The sequence below is a fragment of the Psychrobacter sp. H8-1 genome, from assembly GCF_904846575.1.
Lineage (GTDB): Bacteria > Pseudomonadota > Gammaproteobacteria > Pseudomonadales > Moraxellaceae > Psychrobacter > Psychrobacter fulvigenes.
Genome location: NZ_CAJHBG010000001.1, coordinates 1,162,654 through 1,179,400, shown reverse-complemented (window position 1 = coordinate 1,179,400; position 16,747 = coordinate 1,162,654). Strand labels below are relative to the sequence as shown.

Genomic DNA, 16,747 nt, shown 5'->3' with positions numbered 1-16,747 from the left:
AATTGCTTAATCCTAGAATATAGTCAGCTCCATATAAAGAAGATACAGTGAAACTGGAATGAATTTTTTGTAGCCTCTGTCGGCGTAGGCACAGCAAGCTAGAAAAATTTGTACCAGTTTCACGTTGTCAGATAACGTATCCATTTTATTTAGTACCGACTATAGTCCAAACTCCAAATTATTAGGTAGCAAACCCCTCAATACTATGGTGTTCGAAATATCGTTAATATCTATACTTGCTATGGATTTATTTAAACCTAATGAGTCGAAAAAGCTCTATATGCTTTTATTTATATAGTGTAGAGAGCTAAGGTATAAAGTTTAATTTTCTCGGGTGACGACGTTAATGTCGGGGTTTGACCATTACTTTGGAGATGTTCTGAATACTAAATATAAAATATGGCACTATCATTGGTATCCGATGCATTATGCGTATCTAGACCCAGCGATGGGAGCCTATTTGATAGTGCCAGAAGGTATATGGAATATATTACGAGGCAGATTTGAGAACAGTATCTATATGTTGGGAAGGCTTAATATAGTCAATCCACAATAAAAGAGATACAACCCATATCATGAAATACCTTAGGCAGATTATTCTCCATCCAGCCTTGGCGTAGAAACTTAGCTTGAGCCCATTTCTTTTCAATGGGATTAAGATCAGGACTGTACGGTGGCAGCCACAAAATACGATGACCATGTCTGTTGAGTAGTTTTTGGATACGCTTATTTTTATGAAACCGAGCATTATCCATGACAATAACGCATTTGGTTTTAAGGCTTGGGATTAGTGTTCGTTTGCACCAGTTGTAGAATATGGTGCTGTTAATATTCTGCTCAAAGTAATCAAGCGCAAACAGCATTTTTTCATACAATGCCCCGATGACATTCGTACGCTTTTTTGCTTGCCAGTTGTAGCTATCTATACAGGGTGTACCTATCGGTGCATAGCCATGAGAGCGGATAGTCTCGTGCTCAAAGCCGCTTTCATCCATATAGACAATGGGATAGCCTTGCTGTTTAAAGTGATCAAGCCTACTCTGGAATATCGCTCTTTTGATCGGACAGGCTTTTGGATGTTCCAAGGTCTTTTTTTGACTGATACCAAGACGCTTTAAGGCAATCTCAATGCCTGATTTGCTACAATTTAAACGCTGTGCTCGCTCATACATGTAATCGTGGATATTGCGCAACGTCTTGAAGAAGTGCTTCATTTGGTATTTTACTGGGTGCTTTATCCCGAGATTGTTTGATTGTTGGGTTTTTCAACCAGCGTTGTAATGCCGTCTTGCTAACGTCATAGAAAGTACACGCTTCACGAATAGTCATGTCTTTGTTTTTGACGCTTTTGATCACTTGCGCCCGGAAGTCTGCAGAATAAGTCATCGTTATTAATATCTTTCTCTTAGTTTTAATAGTATTGTATCTTATTTATAAAAGACCGACTATATCATAGATAAGCGTAATTACAATAAGGATGATGATCCTATTGAGATTTATAGCATAATAAAAATATAAATAAAAAAATTCTCATATTTAACAAATGATAACAATATTTCTTGTTGAATCTGAATACCTAAATTTGGCTAGTTGACCAAGCTTTTACTCAAATGAATAGTTGGTATATTGGTTGGTATAAAAATTTTAGGGGCTGTCCTAGATAAGTAAAATTATTTAGGATAGCACTATGAGAAAAAGCAAACTAAGTTGGTATAAACAAAGCAGACTAATCGAGTTATTTGTTGCCGGTTCTACCGCCAGAACAGCAGCAAGCCTAGTTGGTGTTAATAAAACTACAGCCAGTTATTACTTTCATAGGCTACGACTACTTATTTACGAGAATAGCCAAGACCCTGGTCTATTTGAAGGCGAAATCGAAGTAGACGAATCATACTTTGGTGGAACTCGTAAAGGCAAGCGAGGGCGAGGTGCTGGTAGCAAAGTGCCCGTGTTTGGCCTACTAAAGCGTAATGGCAAGGTCTACGCTTGTATTATACCCAATGCTAAAGCAGATACTTTGATCCCCATCATAAGAGAAAAAGTGAAGCCTGATAGCATTGTTTATACTGACTCATTTAAAAGCTATAACGCATTAGATGTCAGTGAGTTTACTCATTATCGTATCAACCACTCTAAAACCTTTGTTAATGACAAGAATCATATTAACGGTATAGAGAACTTCTGGAACCAAGCTAAACGGCATCTACGTAAGTTTAACGGGGTCCCAAAAGAGCATTTTCACCTCTATTTAAAGGAATGTGAGTGGCGTTTTAATCACAGTGACCCAAAGTCGCAATTACTACAATTAAAACAATGGGTTAAACAGGGTTTGAGCTAATTATCTAGGACAGCCCCAAATTTTATTGATATATAAAACTATTCAATATCATACATTTAATTACTAAGTTAAGTTGATACTGGGCCCACCAAATTCAAACCCTTACAGTCATTGACTTGTAAGGGTTTTTTATTGCCTATGACTTAATGAAATCTAACAAAAAAGCCCAATGCTACTTTATATAGCACTGGGCTTGTCTGCATCTAACACCACTTCCAAAAATTAGAGTATAGTCAGCTGAATGTAAAATTGTTATGGATTTAAACGCGCTACTGGTATAAATTTTACTTGCGTGCTGCGTACACAGAGGCTGCGCAAAATTCATCCCAGTAGCGCTATGACATTTTTAGAGTGTATCGACTATAACGCGGAAAACTTGTGCAAGTACTACTCATAGTAGGCTTAGCAAGTTTGACAAAGTTAATCGTACTTTTTGGGTTTGGTATAATTTGCAAAGTTAAAAAGAAGTACGACGATAGTTACGATACTCAGGTAACCAAAAATTCGCTTTTAATCGGCGTTCTAGATTCTCCGCCGTAACTGGTAATGCAAGCTTATCTTTAACCGCTTGTAGAGCTACGGCATAAGCGATTTCTTTACTAATTTCTTGAATAAACCTAATTGGCGGTAGTATGGCACCGGGTGCCTTTTCGTACTGCACTGAGATATCTGCGAGGGCTTGGCTTGCCGCCATTAACATATTGTCGCTAATACCTGTCGCCCGTGCTGCTAAAACACCAAGACCGATACCAGGAAATATATAGCTGTTATTACATTGAGAGACCTCAAAAGACTGACCGTTAAAAGTGGTATTAGCAAATGGGCTACCTGTTGCGATAATGGCGCGACCATGGCTCCAATTCATCACCTCTTGCGGTGTGGCTTCGACACGCGAGGTAGGGTTTGAGAGCGGTAATACAATTGGGCTTTCAGTATTCGCGCATAAGGACTCAATCACCTCTTGAGTGAACAAACCTTTTTGGCCGCTAACACCAAATAATACCGTTATTTTTGCCTGTTTGACCACTTGTGCTAAACCCAGTTTTTGACTCTTGTCCCAATGTTCAATAGCGGACTGCTTTTGCACCAACGGCTCTTGGAATTTTTGTAGTTCTGTCATGCCATCAGTGAGCAAACCATAACGATCAACCATAAATACTTGGCTACGAGCCTGCTCTTCAGTCAATCCTTCGCGCTGCATTTGGCGAATGATATGCTCCGCAATACCGCAGCCCGCTGACCCTGCGCCTAAGAACGCTATTCTTTGTTGACTTAGCTTTTCACCTTTATTTAGGCACGCTGCAATCAAAGTACCGACCGATACTGCAGCAGTCCCTTGAATATCATCATTGAAGCAGCATAATTGGTCACGATATCTATTCAATAACGGCGTGGCATTTTCCTGGGCAAAATCTTCAAATTGTAATAACACCTCTGGCCAACGACGCTTAACGGCTTGAATGAATAAATCGACAAATTCATTATATTCATCGCCAGAGATGCGTGGATTCCTCCAGCCCATGTACATAGGATCATCAAGTAGCTGTTGATTATTGGTACCGACATCTAGCAAAATGGGCAGACAGTAAGCGGGGCTGATGCCTCCACAAGCCGTGTACAAAGCCAATTTACCAATGGGAATCCCCATACCGCCAATACCTTGGTCGCCTAAGCCCAATATACGTTCACCATCAGTGACTACGATTACCTTGACATTTTGTTTGGTGGCGTTCTGCAGCATATCATCGATTTTATGACGCTCAGGATATGAGACAAATAAACCCCGTTTACGGCGATAAATTTGCGAGAATTTTTCACACGCTTGACCAACCGTTGGCGTATAAATGAGCGGCATCACTTCCTCTATATGCTGCTCAAGTAAATGATGAAATAAGGTTTCATTGGTATCTTGTATATTGCGCAGATAAATATGTTTATCCATCGCATTGGTGAATGAGCGCATTTGGTGATAAGCCCGCAGAGACTGCTCCTCAATCGTTTCAATGTTGTGAGGCAATAGCCCTGTTAAATTAAAGCTATCACGTTCTTCTGATGAAAAAGCACTACCTTTATTCAGTAAAGGAGTCTCTAATAGAGCGGGTCCAGCAACGGGAATATATAAGGGACGCTTGTTTGGCATAATAAAATCTTCTTATTAAGGACGTATGAGTAAAAACGATGCTAATGCTGCATTATACATAGCATCCGCCCATACTTAACAATAGATAACAAATCATTTTGAGTGAGCATGGGTCTAAAGTTTATTACTTATACCTTTACCTTAAACTAATATCGCTTTCTCTCTGAAAGTGGATGAAAGGGGTCGATTAACGAGTCAATATTAATAAAGAAATAGATATAAACTTTAGTTCGAAAAGCAGTATTCTAATAACTTAACCCTGTCAAATATGGTTAATTGACTCAAGTAAACTGGTCTTCGATATAGTTAAAATAGTTTATTTGAGACATTACTTTCTATCGGCACCAATCATGATGACTAATAACTTGGCCGGATTTGCACTTTCATTAACCCACGCATGCCTTGTGCCATTTTGGACAACAATATCGCCAACTTTCAGATCTGTACTGTCATTATCTAACAATAGTTTAATTTCACCTTCTAATAGCACCACATAGTCGATAGTATTAGTAGAATGAAAGCCTGGTGGCTCTGATTCAAAGGCCTCAGCCAAACCTGGTAAACGCTCGGCGGTTTCCTTGATCATATCTTCTAAATTGACAGGTGCTAGTGACTCTGTATTAGAGATAGGAGGAAAAGTTATAATCATTGATGATGTTGCTGCAGGCTTAGGCAGTATAGAAGACTTATCCCAAGTTATTGTTTTAAAGGGCTCACCAACAGTAGTATTGGCAGAAGTTTGCCAAAACACTTCCACACTAAAACCTGGCTGATAAGTAAAATAATTCTCAACGTTAATGGGCGTGTTCAGAACGATATGAGATTTACTATTCTCATCATTGCCAGTGACCAATACTCTATAATCCGTCATAGTTTTGTCCTTAAGCTTTCGTTATTCAGTTAAATAGGTTAAAGCCTGTTGAATTATTCAATACCATGTTTCAGAAAATCTAATACCATACGGTTAAACTTATCAGCATACTCCCACTGTACCCAGTGGCCACAGCGATTAAACACGTGCAGTTCAGCTCGCGGCAAACCATTTAAGAGACGAATACCAAGATCCATAGCGACAAAGCGGTCGTCACGACCCCAGATGATCAAGGTTTCATTATTGACCTCATCTAAACGATGACCGACATCTGGAAACTGTTTGCGGTTGGCTTCACTACTTTTTACAAAGTTTTCTAGGTGATCTTCACGCGCCAGTATATTGTCTAGACGAGCTTGGAATAAACTCTCTGTTAGATGGCTGGTATCATAGACAAAGATATCCATCATCTCTTTGATGTTCTCTATAGTCGGCTCACGATACAGCTTGCTGATGCGTTTGATACCTTCAGCGGGCATGGGCGTAAACAAACTACCACCGCCCGTACCACCGCCCATCAATATCAGCTTATCGACATACTCAGGATAATCCATAGCAAAGACGACGGCACTATGAGCGCCCATAGAATTACCAATAATATGAATCTTACTTAGACCTAAACCATCAAACAAGCCTTTGAGAATTCGAGCATTGAGATGTGAGCGCGAGCCTTGATTGATAATACTGTCACTCTTACTCCAGCCGGGACAATCCATCAAAATCACTCTATAACCTGCTGCGGTCAGCGGCTCAATATTGCGATTAAAGTTTGCCCAGCCACTAGCGCCTGGGCCAGAGCCATGTAGCATGACCACCACTTCACCACCCCTTTCGGTATCGTTGTAGTGAATATTTAGATCGGTATCGCCTTCTTTTATGGTTATAAATTTACTGGTTTCTGCTTCAGTCCATTGCTGTGTCATATTCAAAATCCTTGGAATTAGAATTATATTTATATTATTAATTTAGTGACTTGAATTTTATCTCTTTAAACAGTTGCTTAAGATATTGATTTAAAAAAACTACTCAACACTCGTTAGTGTCAATGCACCATATCCTGCGATCCACTCTGGAACCGGACGATAGTAGCTGGATTTTTTTTGGTAATCACCAAAAGTCGCCATAGCTGCCGCAGCCGCTACCCAGTTTTTTACTTCGTGAGTAGATTTTCCCGCTTTTTCAGAGATCTCTTTATTAGTTATTTTATCCAGCTCATTGACCCGACCAGTAATTAACTGCTCTAAAAACCACTGATCCCATTCTGGATTCAGTGGATATAGCGAATTTTGATCAGCAACGAAGTGGCGCGCCGCATCGATGACGCGCTGTGTACGAGCTTGACGCTCATCCGCTGGGAGATTACGCCCACTACCCAGCATTCGATCTTTGACCAGCTCATTTGCGCTAACCAGCTCCGGCACTGGTGGTTGATGGGATAGACCACCTGACCCTATAATTAATACCCGCTTATTCAAGGTTGCCACATAGCGCCCTAGTGCTGCGCCCAATAACCGCGCACGCTTAAAAGAAGGCAGCGGTACCGCGACAGAATTGATAAATACTGGAATAACGGGCACTTTATCTATGCCGCCCAACAAAAACTCCAAAGGTTGCGCAAAGCCGTGGTCTACCTGCATTTTATAGGAGATAGCCACATCGATATCGGCATCCAAAACGTACTGTACAGCAGCTTCAGCAAGTTCAGCGGGCACTAATAAGTCGCCTTTTGCTGAGCCAAAATCACCAATAGCATAGGCGGCCGTACCGATACAAAAGGGTGGCATCACATCATAAAAAAAGCCATTGTAATGATCTGGTGAAAAAAGCAGTACCAGCTCTGGATCAAAGGCCTCAATCTCTTTACGTGCCTGAGCAATGACACCATTAATTTCGTCCAGAATAGGCTTATCAGGGTCTACCAAGCCTACTAAAGGCGTGTGCGATAAACATTGCAATAGTGCTGGCATGTTAAGCTATCTCGGTTTGATTAACGGCTGTCATTTTGTTTTACCGTTTTGCTAAAGTGTCGTTGATGAATGTAGTTTTTACGACAACCATCAAGTTTGTGTATTAAATACTAACGATATAATAAAGAGCTTGTCCCTAACCCCGTAGATTAGAGACAAGCTTTAATGCATTACATTAATAAAGATGGGCTTGGATTTAGAAACTATACTTGGCCATGATCTCAACTTCTTGACCTTTTTGTCTCCATGGTAGCGTGGTATCACTACGATCACGCCATTCAACCCCAATATCGAGATCAGGTAGGTAAGTATAAATAAGATTAGCACTTTTTATATCGATTGAAGTATCTGCTTCATTATCTACTTTGACCTCGCCGTAACGCATATTGCCACGCAGTTTTGGTGAAAAAACATAACGATAGCCCAAGCTAAAGCCTGTTTGTGATACAAGCTCACCGTTTTCAGCATCACAGCCTACCGTATTGCCAGGGTTTAGAGCGCCTGTCGTACAGAGTCCTGAGTAGACTCCCATACCCTCACCAGTATACACACTGCCGTGTAGTGAGCCTTTGCCTAGCGTTAGCTTAGTCGCTAATGACACCCCTAGCCCTAGCTCCGTATCCAAATCATCATTTATGCCAGTATTGGCATCACGGGCCGTTGCAGCTAGGGTATAACCAAAATTAGAGATATCATCACTATAACTGATTACCATATCAGGTAGATTAGCATCATCAGAGATAGGATCTTGCGCGGTAACACGCAGTCCTTTATTGGCATAGTGCAAAGTCAAATCTGGACGAACATAAAGTCCACTACCCGCTATGGTACCAAACCCTAGACCATAAAAATCTAGCTGCTCAGTTAAACGGGGTGCGACGGCAAAAAACTGTCCATTCCAAGTCTTACCTGCCGTGACCTTATCTACTTGCAGGTAAGCATGGCGCAGCCGCAGCTCAGGAGAGCCACTATCATAGCCGCTATAGTTTCCATAAAAATCGCCTTCGATAAAACCTGTTATCTTTTTATCATTGACCAGCGTCGTGGCTTTGAGATTAATTCTAGACTCGCGCGCACTACCTTCAAAATCAGAGTCTTTATCATCAGGTGAAATAAAAGTGCCTTCTGCTTTGACATAACCACCAATACTTAAAGTAGTATCGCCGTTAGTCACTATATCTATAGCTTGGGCATTGGTGCAGGCTACGACGGCGGCGAATACCAACGTCACTTTTTTTAGGTTATTCATGATCTCAATCTTCCCTATAGTTTGATTGTTAATTCCATTTAATGAACATTGTTAATTAAGCTAAGGCGAAAGAGGCTACTTAATATCTAACGGTATACCTACAATCGCCTTAATATTAATGATAAATTTATGACTTAAACAAAGTACTGTTTAACCTTTAGTAAGAGCGGCGGTATTGGTACTCTCACGCTTAGCAATGTTATTCGCTAATAGTATGGCAGCGACACCAGCAATAAGAATGACCGGAATACTGCTACCGATAACAAACGAAGAGCTTGAATTGTAGGAGAATATAACGCCCGCTAATAAAGGTCCTAAGAAAGAGCCAATACGTCCCATAGCAACAGCTACGCCCACTCCTGTACCACGCATACTTTTGCTATAAGCTCTAGCGGCTAACGCATACAATGCGGATTGACCACCCGTTATAAAGAATCCTGAGATACCCGATGCAAAGACTAACGCGGTTAGAGATTTTGAGAATGTTAGTGCCGTCAGTCCAATCAAAATACCAACATAAATCATAATAACGACTGATCTTAATTTGATGTTCGATAATAACCAACCCAAAATAAGTACCCCGCACACCCCTCCTAATTGGTAGGCTAACTGGATGTTCGTTGCACTCTTCATACTTAAACCATTGTTCTGCATAAGAACGGGTAGCCAGTTTAAGATAAAATATAAAACAATTAAGGTACCTAAGAAACTTAACCAAATTTGGATAGTGGTTGCCGTACGACCTTCACCAAATAAAATGAATTTGAAATCAGTATTTGCATTGAGGTCGTCTTTAGTCGCTTGTTTTTTGCTATAAGTTTCTTTTAATAAGAAGATAAGAATAGGAACGAGGGCAATCGGAGTCAATCCACCTAAGTAAAAAATGTTTTTCCACTCACCAACTCCCGTAAATCCTCCTGCAATTATGGCAGTGATACCAGCACCGAAAGGTACGCCTGCATACATGACACTGACAGCAGTAGCACTCCAACGTTCAGGAACCGATTCTGATGACATGGCAATGATTAGCGGTAGCGCGCCACCCATTCCTATGCCTGTTAAAAAGCGCACTATGACTAGTGAAGTAAAATCAGTAGTGAATGCCGTCATAAGCGACATAAAACCAAACAACGCCACACTAATGATCAAGATGTTTTTGCGGCCTATTTTATCTGAGAGACGACCTGCAACAATCGCACCTGGAAACATCCCTAGAGTGGCGGCACTAAAAATCCAACCAAGCTCACCTTTGGTTAGACCAAATTCTGACTGAACCGATGAAGCCACAACACCGATAGATTGGATGTCGAAACCCTCTAAAATAGCAATACAAAAACACATAAAGAGTGTCATATACATGGCTGACGGTTTTTTGGGTGCAGCATTGAGCACAGAGGTAGTCATAGACTCTTCCTTGAGTATAAAATTATTGTAAAATTTAGAATGAATGAATAGTAAAGTTAGAAGATACTTTGATTAACTTATTGACCGGCAGATAACCCCCCATCGCTTACTAAAATAGTACCTGTCACATATCTTGCCCCTTTTGCACTGGCTAAGGTGACATACAGATCAGTATGTTCTTCAGGAGAAGAGACACGCCCTAGTGGGATATGTTTGCCCATCGATTCCAAACGTGTGCGATCCTCATTCATGGATTTTTGACTCTGGTTTAAGCCATCCGTACCACCAATAGGGGTGTCCGTTGCACCAGGTGCGACACCGCAGACCCGTACATTTGGTGCAAAGTCTAGAGCTAACTGAGCCACCACACCACGCAAAGCATATTTAGAGGCAATATAAAGCGGGCCGCCGCCGCCAGGACGGAAGCAAGCGTTAGAGCCAGTAGTAATAAGGCAGCCGTGAGAGTCTTGCAGAGCGGCATAGCTGGCATGTCCTGCCATCAATACGGCACGCACATTGGTTGACATGATTTGCTCAAAGCCGTCTTCTAACTCTTGGGGCGACATCTTCTGTAGCTTCTTAAAAAAGTCCCAAACCCCAGCGTTGGCTATCATGACATCTAGCCCGCCCCACTTATCCGTTATAGTAGTAACGGCAAGCTCGTTAGTAGCATAGTCATTGACGTCCCCTACTACATAGCAGAAGTTTTCGTGACTCAAAAAGTCCTCAATCTGCTCAGACTTACGAACCACAGCAAGGACGCGTGCGCCCTCATCTAAAAACCTAGTCACTATTGCTTTACCAATGCCGCTGCCAGCACCGGTAACAATAACTCGTCTATCAAGTAGCATTTGCATATCGTTGCCTTAAGGTTGAATCAGAGATAGCCTAGAAACTACTCTCGCTACCTACATAAATACGTTTAAGTTTTTGGTCATCAATGTAGATTGCTGTAGAAGTATTAAACGTCCAGCTAAACGATAGTCGTCACCAACCTTGCGCCATATATCTTTACGTCGACCCATTAAGGTAGAGTCATCACGCTCAAACCGACTACGATATAAAGTAAATACCGTATGTACTTCAAACTCATCCGCTTTGTCGGTGTAAAAAACCTGTAGATTCGATATGGCGGTTACTTGACGAGTAGGAGGATCTTCTGTCCAGCACATACCACTATCATTACGCTTTAGACGCATCATGATCGACTCTTTATCTTCTTCAAATAAAGACACTCTAGCCGTCGTAATTTCTGGCGTACGATTCCTGCGCAGTATGTTCTCTCTGATAGGTGCCCAGTAGATTAAATCCTCTTCCAGATTGTCAGCCCATTCAGTCAGCAGTTCATGGTTCAATAGGTATACTTCATGATTAACTGCCTTTTGCACCTCAAAAAAAGTGGACAGATCTACGTGTTTACCTTTAGCTTCTAGCGCTAGCAATTCATCCCTTGTCATGGTAAGCTCCTTTTTGCATTTTTTGTTCTGCTAATGGAATATCAGCCCAAGTGTCGGCTTCCATAAATTCGCTATAGCGTTTAAAGAATAGTCGTTGGTTAGCATCTGTAAGTTGACCTTTAGTCACTGTCCCAGGCATATCAATAGGAACCGCTTGCCCTTTAGTTGGATCCATGCCATAAAAAAGCTTTTGATGCCGAGTCACGTAGCCTGCATTACTCAAAGTTGCCTGCTCCCAATTCTCACCATCATCCATCTCTAAGATGCCACTAGGCGAGAATGTACGCATAGCGCCCAAACGCCATTTGTCTTTTATCTCATCTGATGCTTCGCTAGGCACTAAGGTCCAGCTGTGTAGCTCAGTTTCTGTTGGACCTTTTGGTAAAAAGGTTCTAAAAGTCAGATAGCCCGGTAAAAACGCAAAGTTAGGGAAAATCAAGCCAGATGCCACAGAACCTAGTAGCTTGCCACGAACCTCACCGAGGCGCTTACTGATTTCGACTTCGCGAGCTCTCAGATACTTAACGATATCTTTATCACCCATAGTCGCCGCATTACCGAAGTTATTGGCTAATGAAAATTCCCAACCATGACCATTGACGCTAGCTTGATAAGAGTTTTCATTACTGACTACAATGCCGCCAGCTTCTTTAAGCGTAGCCTCTGCTGCTCCTAAGTGCGTCCATAAAGCATGATAAATATCCCCGACAAAGTTATCAGCTGGATATTTCCAGTTGCACTTTAGTAATGAGCGTGTGGTACCTGGGATAAACTCAGTGCCCTTATCATCAACATCCAAAATCGCATCGAGATACCAGCGAAAATTGCCTAAATAATCGCCCAAAGAAGGCGCTTCCTCATCAAAGGTTGCAAACACTAAGCCTTTGTAGGTTTCTACTCGTGCTCTATGGAGTCCCCAATCTTCTTTTTTGAAGCCTTCGGTTTGATCGTATAGCTCATTGGCTGGCATGCCATTGAGTGCGCCATCTAAACCAAAAGCCCAACCATGATAGTTACAGACAAATGAGCGAATCTTACCTTCGCCAGCAAAACACACTTTATTACCACGATGCGGACAAGCATTTAGCATGACATTGATGCTTTTATCTTTTGCTCTAGCGACGATTACTGCATCTTCACCAATGTAAGTGGTGATAAAGTCGCCAAAGGACTTGACCTGTGATTCGTGCGCGACAAAATGCCAACAGCGTGCAAAAATCTGCTTTAACTCTTGTTGATAGATGGCATCATCCCAAAAAATGCGTCTGTCTATTAAGCCATTTTCGTGATCAACCAGTGACCGTATATTCATTGACATCGTTGTTTCTCCATTATAAAAAAGTGGGTTGTTTTAGGTTAAAAAGAATGAAAGTAAATACTTGCCTTTCTTTCTTTGGCGTGCATTTGGTCTATCAATTCTGACCAGTTAGCTAGTAAGGCGCGTTGATTTAGATAGCCCTTATCAGTGATTTCGTTTTTCTCAATAGAGGGCTGCTCAGGTATGATGGCGAACCGACCTATTCTTTTGCTATTGCTGTAATATATTTCGTTATAGTCACTTAATAGATTGATTACCTGTTCGACTATCTCATTAACACTTTGCAAATGTGCCGCATGCTGCTGTGTTTTATCGAGATTATATAGTTTGGCCAAGCGCTCAATATTAGGAACAATTAATAAGCCGATTTCAGACTGATTGTGTCCAGTTATGACTGCATCTAAAAAGTAAGGTTTTAGTGCTGTCACTACCGCTACTCTAATGGCATTCACATTAACCCAAGTACCAGAGAGCAACTTAAAGTTCTCAGAAGTCCTACCATCGAACACCAGTCCTTCAGATGGGTTATCTGGATTAATCAATCTGCCCGCGTCGCCCATTGAATAAAATCCATCTTCATCGAAAGCTTCAGCAGTCGCTTTTTCATTATGCCAATAACCTGGGGTCACGTTAGGGCCACGTACAGCAAGCGCTTGCTTATCTTGTACTGGAGTTAGCTTAATCTCAGTGCCAGGCATAGGAACGCCAATATTGGTCGATAAATCTGAATCAAAATTTAAACAAGTCGCAAAAGGCGCTGTCTCTGTAGAGCCCCAGCCCGCTAAGAGTTTTGGACTGCTACCTATGAGCTCCATAGACAGCTCGGATAGTCTGTTTCTGGTTTTTTCAGGTAACGCGGCTGCAGCGATAAAAATAACTTTTGCCGAAGAGAAGAATATACGTGCTTGACGATGGTTGTCTTCAAATTCTGCTAACAGGGCTTCAATACCAGCGGGGACGTTAAAGTGAATATTAGGTTCGATCATGCATAAGTTTTCAATGGTTCGACCGATATGTCCAGGTACTGGTTTACCATCGTCAATCGTTATCGTCCCCCCGTTGAATAGGGCTATATTGACGCAGACATTACCGCCAAAGGTATGACTCCAAGGTAGCCAACTCACCAAGCTTGGCGTCATTTCCTTTAAAAATGGCCACATCTTATAAAGTGCAAATTGATTGCTATACATCATTCTGTGAGTATTGATTACGCCTTTTGGATTGCCTGTGGAGCCTGAGGTCATCATGACTTTCGCAATCGTATCTTGAGTCACTTGACTTCTTCTTTCTGCGACTTCTGCTTCTGTTATCTGCGCCAAGCTACGGACTGCTGGAATCTCATCCATATCCGAGTTAAAAGCAATACAAGGGATATCATAATTTGCGAGGACTGATTTGGCTGCATTTTTGAAGATATTGGTATTACTGAAATGAATAACACCAGGCTTCACCGTCTCAATAATACTATTAAGGCGCTCAAAGGTATTACCGTACAAGGCATAGGCTATGGAGACTGGCGTCACTGGCACACCGATCGTCATAGCGGCAAAGGCGACCAAAGCATGATTAATAGAGTTTGGCGCTATGATCATTAAAGGCTTATCTGCTGAAATATCAAGAGAACCTAAATGGGTTGCAATGTTTTTGACTTTGGCTGCAAACTCTTTATAAGATATCTCCGACCAGCCATCGGCTGCTCTCTCACGCATACACACGGTATTTGGAGAGCGCTGCGCCCAATAATCAATGCAATCTAACATGGTATAATTGTCTAAATTAAGCGGCTCTTTATTACGAAATATAACTTCACCCCGAGCATTTTCTTCAGCGATGACCTCGTGGGATCCAAGCTTTACTTTTGAGTCAGTTTTGAACGTAAATTCAATCATTTTGACTATCCTTCCTTGGTGTATATCTACTTGAGTTTTCTTTTAGCTTTTAAATGATAATTACTACTTTTTCATCATGAAGCTAAACCCATTTATATTTATCTGATTTAATTTGCTGTTATACTTTTGGCCACTCAGCTAACTCAGCGTTAAGCTCAGACTTTACCGTCTCAAATTGCGCCACTAATGAATCAACAACTTCGGCTACGCTCTCAACGCACTCAGTGGCACTCACACCATGGCCTGCCCCCCAAGTATCCTTCCAAGCTTTACTTTCACCATGAATATCAGAAAAATCAATTTCTGTGCTGCCCTTAGCTGACTTAAGATCAAAGCCAGATTTTTCTAAACTGGCTTTAAGCCAATTTGCCATGACACCAGAGACGACATCTGAAGTCACAATATCTGACATTTTTGAATCAACCAACATATTGCGATAATCATCAGTGACTAAACTCTCCGGACAGCTGATAAAACGCGTACCCATATAAGCAAAGTCGGCACCAAGCGCGAGCAAAGCAGCAATTGATTTGGCACTCTGTATTGCGCCACCAACGATGATAGGCCCATCATAAAAGCGGCGAACTTCTTCTACAAAAGCAAAAGCAGAATACTTACCAGTATGTCCACCCGCTCCAGAACATACCAAGATAAGGCCATCAACGCCTGCTGCGACTGCTTTTTCTGCTTGCTCTGCATTGATGACATCGGCAAAAACTTTGCCACCAAACGCATGAACCCTCTCAAGCACGCGCTTAGGGCTACCAAGCGCTGTCACGACAAACTTAGGCTTATAACGCTCAACTAAGGCCAGCTCTTCTTCAAAGCGGTCATAGCTCTTGTGCACGATCATGTTCATCGCCCACATACCTTCATACTCTGTGCCATGAAGCTCAGCCGCTATTTGGTCTAACCATTCTTCTAATATGTCAATCGTGCGGGCATTAGGCGCAGGAAAACACCCTATAATTCCCGCTTTAGCTGCAGCAATGGTTATATCAGGTCCCGATATAAGAAACATTGGAGCAACGATCACTGGCAATCTCATGCGCTCATACAGTGTAGATACAATATCTCTATTGGCCATGTCTACTACCCCTTGGCTTTATTGATTAAGTCTAAAGCCACATCAACGATCATATCTTCTTGACCACCGATCAGCTTACGCTTGCCCACTTCAACCAATATTTCGCGCACATCAATATCGTATTGTTTAGACGCTTTTTCAGCGTGACGTAAGAAACTAGAATAAACACCAGCATAGCCAAGTGTTAGCGTCTCACGATCCACTCGAACGGGGCGGTCTTGTAATGGTCTTACTAGATTTTCGGCAGCATCCATGAGCTTGTACAAATCACAATTAGTCTCCCACCCTAAGCGGTTACTGGCAGCAATAAAGACTTCTAGGGGTGCGTTTCCTGCGCCTGCGCCCATACCTGTCAAAGAAGCATCAACCCGAGTGACGCCGTTTTCGACCGCAACGATACTGTTAGCCACACCTAGACTTAAATTGTGATGCGCATGAATACCAAGCTCAGTACTATCGTTTAACGTATCTTTTAAAGCTTTGACGCGATCTGCGATATCATTCATATTCATAGCACCGCCACTGTCTACGACATAGACGCAACCCGCACCATACGATTCCATCAGCTTCGCCTGTTCAGCGAGTTTGCTAGGCGATACCATATGCGACATCATCAAAAATCCTATGGTATCCATGCCCATCTCTTTGGCAGATTCAATATGCTGCTTGGAGACGTCAGCTTCGGTGCAGTGAGTGGCAACACGAACCGAGCGCACGCCCAAATCATAAGCTCTCTTTAAATCTTTAACAGAACCAATACCTGGTAATAATAGAGTGGTCAAAACAGCTTTATCTAATACGTCTGCGACGGCTTCCAGCCATTCCCAATCGGTATGAGCGCCAAATCCGTAGTTAAAGCTACTGCCGCTTAAACCATCTCCATGAGCGACTTCGATAGCGTCAACGCCAGCATCTTCTAGCGCTTTGGCAATATCACGGACATGGTCAATACCGTACTGATGACGTATGGCATGCATACCGTCGCGAAGGGTGACGTCTTGGATGTAAAGTTTTTGATTAGTCATGA

The 16,747-nt window shown here is 42.0% G+C and carries 15 protein-coding genes; 1 reads left to right on the top strand and 14 read right to left on the bottom strand.

Annotated features, from left to right (window positions below):
• Window positions 1–542 precede the first annotated feature (542 nt).
• Both JMY01_RS04960 and JMY01_RS14065 read right to left on the bottom strand, forming a co-directional pair.
• Window positions 543–1,172, bottom strand: coding sequence for an IS630 family transposase (locus JMY01_RS04960; RefSeq protein ID WP_227677677.1), 630 nt, complete (start codon window positions 1,170–1,172; stop codon window positions 543–545).
• A complete protein-coding gene (locus JMY01_RS14065; RefSeq protein WP_227677675.1) occupies window positions 1,165–1,386 on the bottom strand; it encodes an IS630 transposase-related protein in 222 nt (73 codons plus the stop codon). Before JMY01_RS14065 ends, JMY01_RS04960 begins: the two co-directional genes overlap by 8 nt.
• A 301-nt stretch (window positions 1,387–1,687) precedes the next feature.
• Between JMY01_RS14065 and JMY01_RS04955 the strand changes: the two genes are divergently transcribed.
• Window positions 1,688–2,338, top strand: coding sequence for an IS1595-like element ISPssp3 family transposase (locus JMY01_RS04955; protein WP_201574297.1), 651 nt, complete (start codon window positions 1,688–1,690; stop codon window positions 2,336–2,338).
• Between the two features lie 457 nt (window positions 2,339–2,795).
• On the opposite strand, the gene JMY01_RS04950 is transcribed toward JMY01_RS04955, so the two are convergent.
• From JMY01_RS04950 to dmpG, 12 genes are all read right to left on the bottom strand, one after another.
• Entirely contained in the window at window positions 2,796–4,478 is a 1,683-nt protein-coding gene (locus tag JMY01_RS04950) for an NAD-dependent malic enzyme (protein WP_201574540.1), read from the bottom strand.
• Window positions 4,479–4,806: 328 nt separating this feature from the next.
• On the bottom strand, window positions 4,807–5,349 hold the full coding sequence (locus tag JMY01_RS04945) for a cupin domain-containing protein (protein ID WP_201574539.1): 543 nt from the start codon (window positions 5,347–5,349) through the stop codon (window positions 4,807–4,809).
• A gap of 53 nt (window positions 5,350–5,402) precedes the next feature.
• Window positions 5,403–6,272 carry an alpha/beta fold hydrolase gene (locus JMY01_RS04940; protein ID WP_201574537.1) on the bottom strand — a complete coding sequence of 290 codons (870 nt, stop codon included), beginning with the start codon at window positions 6,270–6,272 and terminating at the stop codon, window positions 5,403–5,405.
• Between the two features lie 99 nt (window positions 6,273–6,371).
• On the bottom strand, window positions 6,372–7,316 hold the full coding sequence (locus tag JMY01_RS04935; RefSeq protein WP_201574536.1) for a 3-carboxyethylcatechol 2,3-dioxygenase: 945 nt from the start codon (window positions 7,314–7,316) through the stop codon (window positions 6,372–6,374).
• A 196-nt stretch (window positions 7,317–7,512) separates the two neighbouring features.
• Window positions 7,513–8,565 (bottom strand): hypothetical protein, encoded by a 1,053-nt coding sequence (locus tag JMY01_RS04930; RefSeq protein ID WP_201574535.1) that lies wholly within the window; start codon window positions 8,563–8,565, stop codon window positions 7,513–7,515.
• Window positions 8,566–8,715: 150 nt separating this feature from the next.
• Complete coding sequence (mhpT, locus tag JMY01_RS04925; RefSeq protein WP_201574534.1) at window positions 8,716–9,969, bottom strand: 3-(3-hydroxy-phenyl)propionate transporter MhpT; 1,254 nt, start codon at window positions 9,967–9,969, stop codon at window positions 8,716–8,718.
• Between the two features lie 77 nt (window positions 9,970–10,046).
• Window positions 10,047–10,826 (bottom strand): SDR family NAD(P)-dependent oxidoreductase, encoded by a 780-nt coding sequence (locus JMY01_RS04920; protein WP_201574533.1) that lies wholly within the window; start codon window positions 10,824–10,826, stop codon window positions 10,047–10,049.
• Window positions 10,827–10,877: 51 nt separating this feature from the next.
• A complete protein-coding gene (locus tag JMY01_RS04915; protein WP_201574532.1) occupies window positions 10,878–11,426 on the bottom strand; it encodes a 3-phenylpropionate/cinnamic acid dioxygenase subunit beta in 549 nt (182 codons plus the stop codon).
• Window positions 11,413–12,744 (bottom strand): SRPBCC family protein, encoded by a 1,332-nt coding sequence (locus JMY01_RS04910; protein WP_201574531.1) that lies wholly within the window; start codon window positions 12,742–12,744, stop codon window positions 11,413–11,415. Before JMY01_RS04910 ends, JMY01_RS04915 begins: the two co-directional genes overlap by 14 nt.
• A gap of 38 nt (window positions 12,745–12,782) precedes the next feature.
• The gene (locus tag JMY01_RS04905) at window positions 12,783–14,633 is read right to left on the bottom strand and encodes an AMP-binding protein (RefSeq protein ID WP_201574530.1); all 1,851 of its coding nucleotides are present in this window, start codon (window positions 14,631–14,633) and stop codon (window positions 12,783–12,785) included.
• Window positions 14,634–14,751: 118 nt separating this feature from the next.
• Window positions 14,752–15,720, bottom strand: a complete 969-nt coding sequence (locus tag JMY01_RS04900) for a nitronate monooxygenase family protein (RefSeq protein ID WP_201574528.1) — start codon at window positions 15,718–15,720, stop codon at window positions 14,752–14,754.
• Between the two features lie 5 nt (window positions 15,721–15,725).
• Window positions 15,726–16,745, bottom strand: coding sequence for a 4-hydroxy-2-oxovalerate aldolase (gene dmpG, locus JMY01_RS04895; RefSeq protein WP_201574526.1), 1,020 nt, complete (start codon window positions 16,743–16,745; stop codon window positions 15,726–15,728).
• Window positions 16,746–16,747: the final 2 nt, after the last annotated feature.

Coding starts and splice junctions, on each gene's coding strand:
- JMY01_RS04905 (WP_201574530.1), bottom strand. CDS start 14,633: ATGATTGAATTTACGTTCAAAACTGACTCAAAAGTAAAGCTTGGATCC.
- mhpT (WP_201574534.1), bottom strand. CDS start 9,969: ATGACTACCTCTGTGCTCAATGCTGCACCCAAAAAACCGTCAGCCATG.
- JMY01_RS04945 (WP_201574539.1), bottom strand. CDS start 5,349: ATGACGGATTATAGAGTATTGGTCACTGGCAATGATGAGAATAGTAAA.
- JMY01_RS04960 (WP_227677677.1), bottom strand. CDS start 1,172: ATGTATGAGCGAGCACAGCGTTTAAATTGTAGCAAATCAGGCATTGAG.
- JMY01_RS04910 (WP_201574531.1), bottom strand. CDS start 12,744: ATGTCAATGAATATACGGTCACTGGTTGATCACGAAAATGGCTTAATA.
- JMY01_RS04935 (WP_201574536.1), bottom strand. CDS start 7,316: ATGCCAGCACTATTGCAATGTTTATCGCACACGCCTTTAGTAGGCTTG.
- JMY01_RS04915 (WP_201574532.1), bottom strand. CDS start 11,426: ATGACAAGGGATGAATTGCTAGCGCTAGAAGCTAAAGGTAAACACGTA.
- JMY01_RS04955 (WP_201574297.1), top strand. CDS start 1,688: ATGAGAAAAAGCAAACTAAGTTGGTATAAACAAAGCAGACTAATCGAG.
- JMY01_RS04940 (WP_201574537.1), bottom strand. CDS start 6,272: ATGACACAGCAATGGACTGAAGCAGAAACCAGTAAATTTATAACCATA.
- JMY01_RS04950 (WP_201574540.1), bottom strand. CDS start 4,478: ATGCCAAACAAGCGTCCCTTATATATTCCCGTTGCTGGACCCGCTCTA.
- dmpG (WP_201574526.1), bottom strand. CDS start 16,745: ATGACTAATCAAAAACTTTACATCCAAGACGTCACCCTTCGCGACGGT.
- JMY01_RS04920 (WP_201574533.1), bottom strand. CDS start 10,826: ATGCAAATGCTACTTGATAGACGAGTTATTGTTACCGGTGCTGGCAGC.
- JMY01_RS04930 (WP_201574535.1), bottom strand. CDS start 8,565: ATGAATAACCTAAAAAAAGTGACGTTGGTATTCGCCGCCGTCGTAGCC.
- JMY01_RS04900 (WP_201574528.1), bottom strand. CDS start 15,720: ATGGCCAATAGAGATATTGTATCTACACTGTATGAGCGCATGAGATTG.
- JMY01_RS14065 (WP_227677675.1), bottom strand. CDS start 1,386: ATGACTTATTCTGCAGACTTCCGGGCGCAAGTGATCAAAAGCGTCAAA.